This is a genomic window from Streptomyces roseoverticillatus (assembly GCF_000719265.1).
In the GTDB taxonomy this organism is placed as follows: domain Bacteria; phylum Actinomycetota; class Actinomycetes; order Streptomycetales; family Streptomycetaceae; genus Streptomyces; species Streptomyces roseoverticillatus.
Window position 1 is genome coordinate 1 of sequence record NZ_JOFL01000015.1, and the last position, 14,712, is coordinate 14,712.

The window sequence follows — 14,712 nt, forward strand, 5'->3', positions numbered from 1 at the left end:
GTCCACCCTCCTGCGCGGGGTCGCCCCCCCCCTCGCCCCCCCCGCCCGCGCCCCCACCCTCCACCGCGCCCGCACCCCCCCCAACACCCTCGCCGCCCACCGCCTCAGCCTCGGCTACGCCGGCCGTACCGTCGTCGACGGTGTCGACCTCGCCGTCCCCGCCGGTGCCGTCACCGCCGTCGTCGGCCCCAACGCCTGCGGCAAGTCCACCCTCCTGCGCGGGCTCGCCCGCCTGCTCGCGCCCAGCGCCGGCACCGTCACCCTCGACGGCGCCGACATCCACCGCATGCCCGCCCGCGCCCTCGCCCGGCGGCTCGGGCTGCTGCCGCAGCAGGCCGTCGCGCCCGAAGGCGTCACCGTCGAAGGGCTCGTGCGCCTCGGCCGCTACCCGCACCAGCGCATGCTCGCCCCCTGGTCCAAGGCCGACCAGGCCGCCGTCGAAGAGGCCCTCGCCCGCACCGGCACCGACGCCCTGCGCGACCGCCCCGTCGACCAGCTCTCCGGCGGGCAGCGGCAGCGCGCCTGGATCGCGCTCGCCCTCGCCCAGGACACGCCCCTGCTGCTCCTGGACGAGCCCACCACCTTCCTCGACCTGCGCCACCAGCTCGACGTGCTCGACCTGGTCGACGAGCTCAACGCCGAGGCCGGCCGCACCGTCGTGATGGTCCTGCACGACCTGGGCCAGGCCGCGCGCTACGCCGATCACCTCGTCGTCATGTGCGACGGCAGGCCGGCCGCCGCCGGCCCCCCGGCCGACGTCCTCACGGCCGAACTCGTCGAGAAGGTCTTCCAGGTGGAGTGCCGGGTCGTGCCCGATCCGGAGACCGGCACGCCCCTGGTCGTCCCGCGCGCCCGCCCCGGCGGCCGCCGCGCCGGCCGGCGACCCCACTGACCCCACCCCCCGCACCCGCCACCCCCCGCTCCCCACACCGCTCAGACAGGAGTCCGCCGTGACCCACCTCCGACCACCCCTGTACCGGCTGCGCAGAGTGCCGGCGACACTCCTCGCCGTGATCATCGGCACCGCCGTGCTCGCCGCGTGCGGCGGCGGCGACAAGACGAAGGACGAGGACAAGGCCGGCGCCGGCACCGGCTTCCCGCGCACGGTCACCCACGCCATGGGCACCGCCGAGATCAAGCACAAGCCGCAGCGCGTCGTCGTCCTCGACACCGGCGAACTCGACGACGTCACCATGCTCGGCATCGAACCCGTCGGCGCGGTCTCCCCCCACATGAAGACCGAGGGCGGCTTCCCGCAGTACCTCTCGGCGAAGACGAAGGACACCAAGGACGTCGGCCCCATGACCGAGCCGAACATCGAGCGGATCATCTCCCTCAAGCCCGACCTGATCCTGTCCTCCAAGGTCCGCCACGCCAAGGTCTACGACCGGCTCAAGGGCATCGCCCCCACCGTCTTCACCGAGACCACCGGCGCGCCCTGGAAGGAGAACCTCAAGGTGCACGCCCAGGCCCTCGGCCTGGAGAAGGAGGCGCAGGCGGCCATGGCCGCGTACGAGAAGCGCGCCAAGGCCGTCGGAGAGGAGATCAGGAAGAAGAACGGCGGCACGATGCCCACCGCGTCCGTCGTCCGCTTCGTCGCCGGCCCCACCCGGCTCTACCAGAAGGCCTCGTTCAGCGGCATCGTCCTCTCCGACGCCGGCCTGCGCCGCCCCGCTTCGCAGGACGTCGACGCCGCGATGACCGACGTCTCGCCGGAGCAGATCGACAAGGCCGACGCCGACCTCGTCTTCGTCACCGTCGCCGACGACCCGAAGAAGACCCAGCAGGGCGCCGTCCAGGCCAACCCGCTGTGGAAGGGCCTCGGCGCCGTCAAGAACGACAAGGTCGTGCAGGTGCCGGACGAGACGTGGATGTCCGGCATCGGCATCCAGGCCGCGAACCACGTCGTGGACGACATCGCCAAGGCCGCGGGCGTCGACGCCCCCAAGTAGGCCGTCACCGCCCGACGTTCCAGTAGATCCCGTTCCCCGGACCCGCCGCCGGGCCGACACCCCTCCTCCTCACCGGCCCGGCGGCGCCCCCCACAAGCACCCCCGCGCACCCCGCGCACCTCCCCCCACGGCACCACCGTCCCCCCGCAGCCTGCCGAAAGGCGCTCCCGTGCGGCTCCATCTCCTCGCCCTGAACCCGACCGACTCCGTCACCCTCGGCTTCCTGCCCGCGGCCGCCCGCCTCGGACTCGACGTCACCCTCCTCACCGACCAGCCCGTGGCCCACCGCCGCGCGTACGAACAGAGCGTCGCCGACGGCGGCAAACTGCCCGGACTCTCCGTCCTGGGCTGCGACGTCACCGACTTCCGCGAGGTCATCGCGCGCATCTCCGCGCTCGGCCCGGAGGCCCGTCCCGACGCCGTCCTCACCAACAGCGACCACCTCCAGCCCCAGGCCGCCCTGGCCGCCGCCTACTTCGGCCTGCCCGGCAAGGACTGGCGCGCCGCCCTCGACAGCAAGAACAAGGCCCTGCTGCGCCGCCGCCTCGCCGAGGCCGGAGCGGAGGCCGGCGCCGACCCCGTACGCTCCGCCGAACTCGGCCCCGCCGACGAGCCGGAGGGCCTCCCGGCGCTGCTCAAGGAAGCGGACCTGCCCTACCCCTGCGTCGTCAAGCCGCGCGAGGGCGTGGCCAGCGAGGACGTCACCCTCGCCGAGGACGCGGCCGCCCTCGTCCGGCACTGCCACGACATCCGCGCCCGCAGGCCCGGCGCCTCCCTCGTCGTCGAGGAGTACCTGGACGGCGAGCTGCACACCCTGGAGACCCTCGGCGACGGCAGCACCCTGCACGTCCTCGGCTCCTTCCGCACCCGGCTGTCCCCGCTGCCGCACTTCATCGAGGAGCGCCTCGACCTGCTGCCGGAACCGCCGCGGCCGCACACGGAACAGGTGCTCGCCCAGCTGCGCGCCCTCGGCGTCGGCTTCGGCGCCTGCCACACCGAGTACGTGGCCCAGGGCGACCGCGCCCGCCTCATCGAGGTCAACTACCGCGCCATAGGCGACCAGTGCGACATCGCCCTCGCCGACGTCCTCGGCGTCCCCCTCTTCGAGCACATCCTCCGCACTCACCTGGGAGAGCCGCTGCCCGCGGACCTCGGCGCCCGACCTGACGGCAGGCTGCGCGTGGAGTATGTCTGCGCGGACCGCGGGGGTACGCTCGAAAAAGCCCCCCCGGCGAGCGACACCGAGCGTGACGGCGTACGGCTGGTTTACCGGCCGCTGCGCGGCACCGGCGAAACGCACCCGCTCCACGGCACCAACCGCGACTACCTCGGCGTCATCAGGGCGACCGGCACCGACCAGGGCCGGATCGACCAGGCCGTCGAGGCCTTCCTGGCCGCACAGCGCTGGGAGATCATGTCATGAGCCTGACCAGTACGGACGTGGCGGAGGACGACCTCCTGCAGCGCGTCCTGAGCACCCTGCTCCGCGAGGACGCCTACGGCCTGCGCGGCCGCGCCCTCACCGAGCACCGCCCCGACGGGGACTGGCTCCACCTGCGCACCGCCGGCGGGACCGTCCTGCTGCCCGTGGCCCCCGAGGGCTTCCAGTGCGAGATCCAGGCGCGCGAACCCCTCGTCGAGACGGCCGCCGGCACCCTCACCGGCCTGCGCCCCGTCCTCACCCGGCTGCGCACCGCCGTGCCCGCCGAGGACCGGCCCGGCTACGACGCCTTCCTCGCCGAGTGCGAGGAGGCACTGGCCGCCGCGCGCCTGCACGACCGCGTCCGCGACGACGTCACCGCGCACCTCACGGACACCTACGGCCGGCACACCGGCGGCTGGACGGGCCTCGGCGGCTCCCTCGCCTACGACACCCTCGCCGCCTACCGCGACCACCCCGTCTACCCGACCGGCCGCTCCCGCGCCGGCCTCAGCGAGGACGAAATACGCGCGTACGCACCCGAGTTCCACCCGTCCTTCGCCCTGCACTGGCTCGCCCTCCCGCACGGCGCCGTGCGCGGCGACCGCACCCGCCTGCCCGCCTGGTGGCCCACCCCGGCCGCCCTCGGCCTGCGCGGCCTCGACGCCACCCACGTCGCCCTGCCCGTCCACCCGCTCACCGCGGCCGGCCCCCTCGCCGCGGCCCTGCGCGCGGCCGGCCTCGGCGGCACCGCCCGCTACGCCGAGAAGCCCTGGCTGGAGGTGCTGCCCACCCTCTCCACCCGCACCGTCGCCGTCGCCGCCGACCCCGCCACCCACCTCAAACTGCCCCTCGCCACCGCCACCCTGGGCCTGCGCAACAGGCGCACCATCAAGCCCGGCACCCTCCTCGACGGCGAGGTGGGCCAGCGCCTCCTCGACGAGGTGATCGCCCACGAGCCGCGCTTCGCCGGCCGCGTCCTCCTCGCCGACGAACGCACCCACCTGCAGTCCGACCACGAACTCCTCGCCGTCCTCGCCCGCCGCTACCCCGCCGGCCTCCACGACGCCCACGTCCTGCCCGTCGCCGCGCTCCTCGCCCGCACCCCCGGCGGCGCCCTCGTCGCCGACGAACTCGCCGACCGCTACTACGGCGGCTCGCTCGCCGCCCTCCTCGACGCCTACCTCACCCTCCTCCTCGACTGGCACACCACCCTCTTCTCGTACGGCATCGCCCTCGAATCCCACCAGCAGAACACCTCCCTCGTCCTGGACGCCCCCGGCGGGAAGCCCCGGATGCGGCTGCTGCTGAAGGACAACGACGGGCCGCGCGTGTACGCCGTGCGCCTGGCCGCCCGGCTCGGCGGGTCGGCCGCCGACCTCCTCGGCTTCGACGACCGGCGCATCCTCGTCGCCGGCGACGGCCCCGTGGCCGACGTCTTCGCCACCATCACCGTCCACCTGTGCGCCGCCGCCCCCGTCTTCGAGCTCGCCCGGCTCGGCCGCGGCGACCTCGGCGGGCTCCTCGCCCGCCTCCGCGACCGGCTCGCCGAGGCCGTCGAGCGCGTCGCCGGCACCTCGCCCGGCGCCGCCGCCGTCCTGCGCGCCCGCGTCCTCGACGCCGACCGGCTGCCCGTCAAGGCCATGGTCACCGCCGGCACCCTGCTCTCCAAGGAGCGCTCCGGCGCCGCCGACATCAACAAGCACTACGTCCAGGGCCCCAACTACCTGCGGGAAGCCCGGCGATGACGGCCCTCCTCCACGACGGCCGCACCCGCGAGGAACGGCCCGTGCTGCGCAACCGGCAGGTCCACGCCGTCGCCGCCTGCTACTTCGTCGCCTCGTTCGCCGCCCTCGGCCTGCCCCCCTACCTCACCGAGATACTGCCCTCCCTCGGCGACCGCGGCGCCCGCTGGGCCGGGCTGCTCTACATCGTCCCCACCGTCTTCGGCGCCCTCGGCGCACCCCTGTGGGGCCGGCTCGCCGACCGCTTCGGCCGCAAGCGCCTCCTGCTGCGCGCCCAGCTCGGCCTCGCCCTGTCCTTCCTGCTCGCCGGCCTCGCCGACAGCCTGCCCGCCTTCACCGCCGCCCTCGTCCTCCAGGGCATCCTCGGCGGCACCTTCGCCGCCTCCAACGGCTACCTCGCCGCGGCCCTCGACGGCCGCCGGCTCTCCTGGGCGCTCACCCTGATGCAGGGCAGCGCCCGCCTCGCGCTCGTCGCCGCGCCCGTCCTCGTCGGCGGCCTCACGCCCTGGCTCTCCCCGCACCGCCAGTACGCGCTCCTCGCCGTCCTGCCCCTGGCCGCCGCCCTGATGCTGGCCGCCCTCCCCGAACCGCCGCGCACGGCAGAGCCCGCGGCCGCCGCCGCGCCCGCCGAGGCGCCGCCGCCCGGCCCCCTGCGCACGCTCTACGCCCTCGAGTTCGCGTTCGTCCTCGCCACCGTCATCTCCTACCCCTACCTGCTCACCCTGGTCGGCGAACGGCTGCCCGGCCTCGGCCCGTCCGCCGGCGGCGCCCTCTTCGCCCTCCCGCACGCCTGCTACCTGCTGCTCGCCAAGCCCGTCCACGCCGCCGTCGCCCACCGCCCGCACCTCGGCGCCGTCACCGGCTTCGCCTGCGTGGCCGCCGCCCTCGCCGGGCACTGGGGAGCCTCCACCGTCGCCTCGTTCGTGGCGCTGCGGCTGCTCCTCGGCGCCGGCATGACGCTGGGCCTGGTCAGCCTCTCCGCCCTCGCCGCCGAGGCCAGCCGGGGCCGCGGGCCCGGCCGCCTCTTCGGCTCCCTGGAGTTCATATCCAAGGCCGGAGCCGTCGTCGCCGGAGCGGCGGCCGCCGCCGCAACCGGCCTCTGGGGCCCGGCCGCACCCGTCGTCGCAGGATCCGCCGTCGCAGCCCTGACGGCCGTCGTCAGCACCACCACACTCCTCCGCACCCGCTGGAGCCGCTGAATGTCCTCCGCACCCGCCGCCGCCCTCCCCGGCGTGGCCACCGCCGACCACGTGGTCGCCCACACCCTGCTCAACTGCCTGCTCCGCGAGGTCTCCGGGCCCGAGCACCAGACCGCCGTCGCCGACGGCCACCTGCTGCTGCGCCTGCCCCGCTGCGGCGTCCTGCTGCGCGTCGGGCTGCGGCGCGCCTCCCTCATCGGCGCGCACCGCTTCACCGGCCCCGTCCGCGGCCGGCGCGACGGCGAGTGGACCGAGCTGACCTGGCAGGACCTCGCCGAGCACATCCACCGCGAACTGGAGCTGCGCACCGGCGTCCGCAACGAGGAGTTCCTCGGCCAGGTGGCCGCCAGCCACGCCGGCGTCACGGCGGCCCTCGACGCCCCGCGCGGCACGGCCGGCCCCGACCCGTACATGGACTCCGAGCAGTCCCTCCTCTTCGGCCACCGCTTCCACCCCACCCCCAAGGCCCGCACCGGCGCCGCCGCGGACTGGACCCGCTACGCCCCCGAGGCGCGCGCCCGCTTCCCGTTGCACCACCTGGCCGTGCGGCGCGAGCGCGTACGGCAGGAGACCGCGGCCGCCGGGGCCCTCGCCGCCCTCGACCGGCAGCGGCCCGTCCCCGAGGGCTACGTGCTGTTGCCCGCCCACCCCTGGCAGTACGCGATGCTGCGCGACCACCCGGTGCTGCGCGCCGCCGTCGCCCGCCGCGACGTCCTCGACCTCGGCCCCGGCGGCGCCCCCTTCGAGCCGACCGCGTCCGTGCGGACCCTCTACGACGGCCGCGACTTCCTCAAGTTCAGCCTCAACATCCGCATCACCAACTGCCTGCGCAAGAACGCCGAGTACGAGCTGGCCGGCGCCGTCGCCCTCACCCGCCTCCTCGAAGGGGCCGCCACCGACCTGGAGACCCGCTTCCCCGGCACCGGCCTGCTGCGCGAACCCGCCTACCGCACCCTGGACCTGGGCAGCCGCGACCTCGCCGAGGGCTTCGGCGTCATCGTCCGCGAGGGCCTCGGCGCCCGCCTCGCCCCCGGCGTCACCGGCCTGCTGGCCGCCGCCGTCGCCGACGAGTACCCCACCGGCGGTGCCCACCTCGGCAGCCTCCTGCGCGGCACCGGCCCCGCCGAGGCCCTCGCCTGGTGGCACGCCTACCTCGGACTGCTCGTCCCGCCCGTGCTCGCCGCCTACTTCGACCACGGCGTCGTCCTCGAACCCCACCTGCAGAACGTCGTCATCGGCGTCGGCGCCGACGGCACGCCCCGGCAGGTCCTCTTCCGCGACCTCGAAGGCACCAAGCTGCTGCCCGGCCACCACGCCGCCGCCCTCGCCGCCCTTCCCGCGGACGTGGCCCGGCCCCTGACGTACGACCGCGAACGCGGCTGGGACCGCGTCGTCTACTGCCTCGTCGTCAACCACGTCGCCGAGGTCCTCGCGGCCCTCGCCGACCGTCACCCCCACCTCGAACCCGAGCTCTGGTACGCCGTCCGCCGCACCTTCGCCGACCGCGCCGGCGCCCACGGCAACCCCCCGCTGCTGCGCGCCCTCATCGCCGGCGTGCCGCTGCCCGCCAAGGCCAACCTGCTCACCCGCTGGGAGCGCAAGGCCGACCGCGACGCCGGCTACGTACGCATCGCCTCGCCGCTGGTGCCCGACCTGCTGTCCACCGCCGGCCTCACCACGGCCCCCCGCACCGAGACCTGGAGTCCCGCACCGTGATCCCTCCCCGCGTCGCCGGCCACGCCACGGCCCTGCCCTCCGGCGACCTCCCCGCCTACGTCCACGACCTCACGGCCCTGGCCGGTGACGCCGCGGAGATCCGCGCGGCCCTGCCGCCCGAGACCGAGCTGTACTACGCGGCCAAGGCCAACCCCGCCCCCGAACTCCTCCAGGCCCTCGCCCCGTACGTCAGCGGCTACGAGGTCTCCTCCGGCGGCGAACTCGCCCACGTCCGCAAGGCCGTCCCCGGCCTGCCGCTCGCCTTCGGCGGCCCCGGCAAGACCGAACCCGAACTGCGGCTCGCCCTCGACCTCGGCGCCGAGCGCATCCACGTCGAGAGCGAGAGCGAACTGCGCCTGCTCGCCGCCCTCGCCGCGGAACGCCCCCAAGAAGCGCCCGTCGACATCCTGCTGCGCGTCAACCTGCCGGCCGGCGACGGGGAACTCGGCGGCGCCGCCCTCGCGATGGGCGGCCGCCCCAGCCCCTTCGGCCTCGACCCGCGGCGCGCCGAGGCGTGCCTGCCCCTGCTGCGCGGCACCCGGCTGCGGCTGCGCGGCATCCACGCCCACCTCGCCAGCGGGCTCGACGCCCCCGCCCTGCTCGCCGTCGCCGCCCGCATCACCGCCTGGGCGCGCGCCCTCGACGAACGGCACGGCCTCGGCCTGGACGAGGTCAACGTGGGCGGCGGCATGGCCGTCGACTACGCGCGCCCGCACGCCCGCTTCGACTGGGCCGCCTACGGGGCCGGCCTCGCCCGCCTCGCCGCCGCGCGCCCCGGCTACCGGCTGCGCATCGAACCCGGCCGCGCCCTGACCGCCCACTCCGGCTGGTACGTCACCGAGGTCCTCGACGTCAAGCACAGCCACGGCGAGGCGTTCGCCGTCGTGCGCGGCGGCACCCACCACCTGCGCACCCCCGCCGCCAAGGGCCACGACCAGCCCTTCACCGTGCTGTCCGCCGACACCTGGGAGCGCCCCTGGCCCCGCCCGGCCGCGCTGGACGAGCCGGTGACCCTCAGCGGGCAGCTGTGCACGCCGAAGGACGTCCTCGCGCGGGCGGTCCCGGTGGCCGAGCTGCGGGCGGGGGACCGGATCGCCTTCGCGATGGCGGGCGCGTACGCCTGGAACATCTCGCACCACGACTTCCTGATGCACCCGGCGCCCACGTTCCACTTCCTGTCCTGAGCACGTCCTGAGCACGTCCTGAGCACGTCCTGAGCACGTCCTGAGCACGTCCTGGGCGTGTCCCGAGCGCCTCCTGAGCACGGGAGTTGGCCGGTTCCCGACTGCTTTACCGGCGTTTCACCCCCACATGGATGGCCCATGCATCTAAATGGGCGTACGGTGATCCGTGCGGTCCCTGCCGCCCCCGAGGCGGGGACCGCACCCCACGGGGGATCAGCCACACCCGGAAACACCCGGGACCGGCCTACCGAAAGGGGAGACCGCAACGATGTGCGGGATCACCGGATGGATCTCCTACGACCAGGACCTCACCACCCCCGCGGCCGCGCGCGGAACGCTCGACGCGATGACGCGGACCATGGCCTGCCGCGGACCCGACGCCGGCGGCACCTGGTCCGGCCCCCACGCCGCCCTCGGCCACCGGCGCCTCGCCGTCATCGACATCGAAGGCGGCGCCCAGCCCATGAGCGTCGAACGCGACGGCCGCACCCTGCTCGTCACCACCTACAGCGGCGAGGTCTACAACTACCGCGAGCTGCGCGCCGAACTCGAAAGCCACGGCCACGCGTTCCGCACCCGGAGCGACACCGAGGTCGTCCTCCACGCCTACCTCCAGTGGGGCGAGGACTTCACCGAGCGCCTCAATGGCATGTACGCCTTCGCCCTGTGGGACCCGCGCACCGAGGAACTCCTCCTCGTCCGCGACCGCATGGGCATCAAGCCGCTCTACTACTTCCCCCTCCCCGACGGCGTCCTCTTCGGCTCCGAGCCGAAGGCGATCCTCGCCCACCCGGCCGTCCGCCCCGCCGTCGACGCCGAAGGCCTCGCCGAACTCGTCGCCTTCACCAAGACCCCCGGCCACGCCGCCTACAAGGGCATGTACGAACTGCCCCCCGGCCACACCGCCCGCATACGCCGCGGAGGCCTCACCCTCCGCCGCTACTGGGCCCTCGAAGCCCGCGAGCACACCGACGACCTCGACACCACCGTCCGCCACGTCCGCGACCTGCTCGACGACATCGTCGGCCGCCAGCTCATCGCCGACGTCCCCCTGTGCACCCTGCTCTCCGGCGGCCTCGACTCCTCCGCTATCACCGCCCTCGCCGCCAAGGGCCTCGGCGCCGCAGGCAGGGGACCGGTCCGCTCGTTCTCGGTCGACTTCACCGGCCACACCGAGAACTTCCGCCCCGACCCCATGCGGCCCACCCCCGACGGCCCCTACGCCCACGCCCTCGCCGCCCACGTCGCCTCCCACCACTCCGACATCGTCCTCGACGCCGCCGACCTGATGGCCAAGGCCAACCGCGACGCCGTCCTCGCCGCCCGCGACATGCCCGTCAGCGGCTTCGGCGACGGCGACGTCTCCCTCTACCTGCTCTTCAAGGCCATCCGCGAACAGTCCACCGTCGCCCTGTCCGGCGAGTCCGCCGACGAGGTCTTCGGCGGCTACCGGTGGTTCCACGACCCCGAGCACGTGCACGCCGACACCTTCCCCTGGGCCGCCGCCGGAGCCGCCGACCGCTTCGCCGGCGAACACAGCGGAGGCCGCTCCGCCCTCCTCGACCGCGGCCTCCTCGCCAAGCTCGACCTCGCCGGGCACCAGGACGCCCGCTACCGCGACGCGCTCGCCGAAGTGCCCCGCCTGCCCGGCGAGACCGGCCTCGAACGGCGCATGCGCGAGATCAGCTACCTGCACCTCACCCGCTTCGTCCAGCTCCTCCTCGACCGCAAGGACCGCGCCAGCATGGCCGTCGGCCTGGAGGTCCGCGTCCCCTTCTGCGACCACCGCCTCGTCGACTACGTCTTCAACACCCCCTGGGCCATGAAGACCTTCGACGGCCGCGAGAAATCCCTCCTGCGCGCCGCCACCCGCGACGTGCTGCCCGCGAAGGTCGCCGACCGCGTCAAGAGCCCCTACCCCAGCATCCAGGACCCCGGCTACGCCGCCGCGCTGCGCGCCGAGCTCGGCCGCGTCCTCGCCGACAAGGACGCGCCCGTACGCCCCCTGCTCGACACCGAGGCCGTCGCCGGCTGCCTCGCCGAGGACGCCGGCGAATCCTTCCGCTCCGCCACCGAACTCGTCCTCAACCTCGACACCTGGCTGCGCATGCACGACACCGCGCTGGAGCTGTAGACGCTGTAGAGTCCGAGCGTGGCCCTGAAGATCACCGTCGACCCGGACGCGGCCGAGCCGCCCTTCGAGCAGATCCGCGCCCGGATCGCCGGGCTCGCCCGCTCCGGCGAGCTCCCCGTCGGCTACAAGCTCCCCACCGTCCGCGGCTTCGCCGAAGAACTCGGCCTCGCCGCGAACACCGTCGCCAAGGCGTACCGGGCCCTGGAGGCCGACGGGGCCATCGAGACCCGGGGCCGCCACGGCTCGTTCATCGCCGCCCCGGGCGACACGGCGGCACGGGAAGCCGCGGCCGCGGCCGCGGTCTTCGCTGCGCGGGCGCACCGCTTGGGCCTGGACCACGACGCGGCCCGCGCGGCGGCGGAGGACGCCCTGCGGGCGGTGTACGGCTAGTACCGCCTGCGGCCTGCACGGCACCGCCGGTCTCGCGCGTCGTGGTTGCGCGCCGCGGCGGCGGGCATTTTCTTCCGCCGCAACGGTGGCGAGCCACGACACGGCGGTCCGGCGGTGCCGAACCGGCCCGGACCGCAGGGCGACGTCGCGGTCACGCATCGCCGTGGCGAGCACGTTCCTTCCGCCGCGGCGGTGCTCAGCCGTCACGTGGCGGTCCGGCGGTGCCGAACCGGCCCGGGCCGCAGCGCCGGAGCAGTGCCGTCAGGCCGGGCGCGTCACAGATACAACCCCGCGTCCGCCCCCTCCCGCGACGCCGGCACCGACGCCGGCCCCCCGCCGCGCCGCAAGGCGAACAGCTCCGCGAGCGTCGCGCCCTCGCGGCCCACGCCCTCCTCCGAGCCCAGCCAGCCCACCGCCTCCCCGCGGGTCAGCGGACCGACCTCGATCCGGGCCAGGCAGCGGCCCGGCCGCACGACAGCAGGGTGCAGCCGCTCCAGGTCCTCGTTGGTGGTGACGCCGACGAGGACGTTGCGGCCCTGCCCGAGCAGCCCGTCCGTGAGGTTCAGCAGCCGGGACAGGGCCTGCCCCGCCGTGTGCTTGGCCTCGCCGCGGATCAGCTCGTCGCAGTCCTCCAGGAGCAGCAGCCGCCAGCGGCCCTTGGAGCTGCCGTCGTCCTCGCCGATGGCGATGTCCATCAGATAGCCGACGTCGTTGAACAGCCGCTCGGGGTCCAGCACGCAGTCCACCTGGCACCAGTCCCGCCACGACCGCGCGAGCGTGCGCAGGGCGGACGTCTTGCCGGTGCCGGGCGGGCCGTGCAGGAGCAGCAGCCGCCCGGCGATGTCGTCCGGGGTGACCTTCATCAGCCGGTCCATGGCGTCGGCGACCCGCGCCGTGTAGTTGGGCCGGACCTCCTCCCACGTGCCGGCGGAGATCTGCCGCGTCGTCCGGTGCGGGCCGCGCCGCGGCGAGACGTACCAGAAGCCCATGGTCACGTGCTCCGGCTGCGGCTCCGGCTCGTCCTCCGCGCCCTCGACGGCCTGGCCGAGCACCTTCCTGGCCAGCTCGTCGGTGGTGGCCGTCACGGACACGTCGGCCCCCCGGTTCCAGCGGGAGACGAGCAGCGTCCAGCCGTCGCCCTCGGCGAGGGTCGCGCTGCGGTCGTCGTCCCGCGCGGAGCGCACCACGCGGCCCCCCGGCGGGAGCAGGGTGGCCCCGGACTTGACGCGGTCCACGGAGTGGCTGTGCGCGTACGGCTGCTCGCCGGTGGTGAACCGGGCCAGGAAGAGGGCGTCGATGACGTCGGACGGCGAGTCGCTGTCGTCCACGTTCAGCCGGATCGGCAGCGATTTCTCGGTCGGCGTGAAGTCCGGGTCGGTGGGCAGGGCCTGCCTCCTGGCGCTGGGTCGGCGGTCGGCACACATGCGCCCATGATCCGGCACCGGGGCCCCTTGCGCACACAGGTTTTCGCTTGATTCCCGGAGGAATCCGGGCCTCTTCACTCCGGGTCCGCGACCGGAACCACGACACCTGCCCCCGTTCGTCCGGAACGCACCCACGGAGAATCGGCCGCGGATACGCTTGCCCGTGATGGGACGACGCGGCGCAGTTCGGACGTTTCGGCGGGCAGGGCGGTGGCGGTTCGCCGTGCTGGCCGCGGCCGGCGCGCTCGTGCTGGCCGCGCTGCTCGTCCTGTGGGCGACGAGCCGGGAGACGGGCGGTGACCTCTCCGACGGTTCCGGCGGCGACCGGTCGGCGGCCGTGGAGCTCGGCTGGGGCTTCACCCACACCCAGTACAGCGCCGACCGCGGCGACGACACCGCCCGCCGGACCACGGCCGGGCTCCTCTCCGCCGCCCCCATGCCGCAGAACCAGCACATCATGGGCTGGGGCGCCGACAACCCCGAGCCCCGGCCCGGCACGTACAACTTCGGCGACCTCGACCGGCGCGTCGCCTTCATGCGCAAGACCAACGCGACGCCCGTGCTCACCCTGTGCTGCGCGCCCGACTGGATGAAGGGCGGCGGAGAGCGCACCGACTGGTCGCAGAAGTCGCTGGAGAAGGCGCCCGACCGCGCCCACTACCAGGACTTCGCCAAGCTCGCCGGCGTCATCGCCAAGCGCTATCCGGACATCCGGCACTTCATCGTCTGGAACGAGTTCAAGGGCTTCTACGACGAGCGCAAGGGCCGCTGGAACTACGAGGGCTACACGGAGCTGTACAACCTCGTCTACGCGGAGCTGAAGAAGCAGAACAGCGCCAACGTCGTCGGCGGCCCGTACATCAGCATGGACAGCAATCCGCCCGGCTCCTCCTCCAACGCCTCGTCCTTGCGCGGGCCCTGGGGCTCGGTCGACCAGCGGGCGATCGACGCCCTCACGTACTGGAACGCCCACAAGAAGGGCGCCGACTTCCTCGTGGTCGACGGCGCCGGCTACACCCGCGAGGGCAGCAAGCTCATCCCCGACGAGTTCGCCGCGACCGCCAAGTTCGCCGACGTGACCACCTGGCTGCGCAGGACCACCGGCCTGCCCGTCTGGTGGTCCGAGTGGTACGTGGAGCCCGCCGACGCCAACGACGACCGCAAGCTCTGGACCGAGCCGCACCGCCTCGCCGTGCACGCCACGGCCATGATGCAGCTCGCCAGATCGGGCGTCTCCGCCGCCTTCTACTGGAACCCCGAGGAGACCGGCGCCGACTGCCCCGGCTGCCTGTGGCGCAGCACCGAACTGAAGGGCGGCGGGGGCGGCCTGCCGATGCTGGACCTGCTGACCCGCTTCGGCAAGGCCTTCCCGCCCGGCGCGGAGCTGCGCACCCCGGACGTCACCGGCGAGAACCGCGACGCCGTCAGCGCGCTCGCCGCGGGCAGCACCGTCCTCGTCGTCAACATGCAGGACCGCCGGCTGACCGTCGAGGTCGACGGCAAGCCGGTGGACCTGGCGCCCAACGAGATCCGCTGGGCCGACTGAAC

Annotated in this window: 11 protein-coding genes; 10 read left to right on the forward strand and 1 reads right to left on the reverse strand. The window is 74.6% G+C overall.

Annotated elements, in window-relative coordinates:
• The first annotated feature begins 10 nt into the window (after positions 1–10).
• The 9 genes from IF61_RS0118600 (at position 11) to IF61_RS0118640 (ending at position 11,740) form a co-directional block, all read left to right on the forward strand.
• On the forward strand, positions 11–892 hold the full coding sequence (locus IF61_RS0118600; protein WP_052392814.1) for an ABC transporter ATP-binding protein: 882 nt from the start codon (positions 11–13) through the stop codon (positions 890–892).
• A gap of 58 nt (positions 893–950) precedes the next feature.
• Positions 951–1,952: an ABC transporter substrate-binding protein gene (locus tag IF61_RS0118605; protein WP_030367556.1), complete on the forward strand. Its 1,002-nt coding sequence runs from the start codon at positions 951–953 to the stop codon at positions 1,950–1,952.
• A 169-nt stretch (positions 1,953–2,121) separates the two neighbouring features.
• Positions 2,122–3,375 (forward strand): ATP-grasp domain-containing protein, encoded by a 1,254-nt coding sequence (locus tag IF61_RS0118610; RefSeq protein WP_030367557.1) that lies wholly within the window; start codon positions 2,122–2,124, stop codon positions 3,373–3,375.
• Positions 3,372–5,120, forward strand: a complete 1,749-nt coding sequence (locus IF61_RS0118615; protein WP_030367558.1) for an IucA/IucC family protein — start codon at positions 3,372–3,374, stop codon at positions 5,118–5,120. Before IF61_RS0118610 ends, IF61_RS0118615 begins: the two co-directional genes overlap by 4 nt.
• Entirely contained in the window at positions 5,117–6,316 is a 1,200-nt protein-coding gene (locus IF61_RS0118620; protein ID WP_030367559.1) for an MFS transporter, read from the forward strand. The genes IF61_RS0118615 and IF61_RS0118620 overlap by 4 nt, the downstream gene beginning before the upstream one ends.
• Complete coding sequence (locus IF61_RS0118625) at positions 6,317–8,032, forward strand: IucA/IucC family protein (RefSeq protein WP_052392801.1); 1,716 nt, start codon at positions 6,317–6,319, stop codon at positions 8,030–8,032. It begins immediately after the preceding gene.
• On the forward strand, positions 8,029–9,216 hold the full coding sequence (locus tag IF61_RS0118630; protein WP_030367561.1) for a type III PLP-dependent enzyme: 1,188 nt from the start codon (positions 8,029–8,031) through the stop codon (positions 9,214–9,216). Before IF61_RS0118625 ends, IF61_RS0118630 begins: the two co-directional genes overlap by 4 nt.
• Before the next feature lie 268 nt (positions 9,217–9,484).
• Positions 9,485–11,350 carry an asparagine synthase (glutamine-hydrolyzing) gene (gene asnB, locus IF61_RS0118635; RefSeq protein ID WP_030367562.1) on the forward strand — a complete coding sequence of 622 codons (1,866 nt, stop codon included), beginning with the start codon at positions 9,485–9,487 and terminating at the stop codon, positions 11,348–11,350.
• An 18-nt stretch (positions 11,351–11,368) separates the two neighbouring features.
• On the forward strand, positions 11,369–11,740 hold the full coding sequence (locus tag IF61_RS0118640; RefSeq protein ID WP_030367563.1) for a GntR family transcriptional regulator: 372 nt from the start codon (positions 11,369–11,371) through the stop codon (positions 11,738–11,740).
• Positions 11,741–12,015: 275 nt separating this feature from the next.
• Here the strand turns inward: IF61_RS0118640 and IF61_RS0118645 are convergent, their stop codons facing one another.
• On the reverse strand, positions 12,016–13,164 hold the full coding sequence (locus tag IF61_RS0118645) for a DUF5925 domain-containing protein (protein ID WP_078660322.1): 1,149 nt from the start codon (positions 13,162–13,164) through the stop codon (positions 12,016–12,018).
• A gap of 166 nt (positions 13,165–13,330) precedes the next feature.
• On the opposite strand from IF61_RS0118645, the gene IF61_RS0118650 reads away from it, so the two are divergent.
• Positions 13,331–14,710 (forward strand): hypothetical protein, encoded by a 1,380-nt coding sequence (locus IF61_RS0118650; RefSeq protein ID WP_030367565.1) that lies wholly within the window; start codon positions 13,331–13,333, stop codon positions 14,708–14,710.
• The last annotated feature ends 2 nt before the right edge of the window (positions 14,711–14,712 follow it).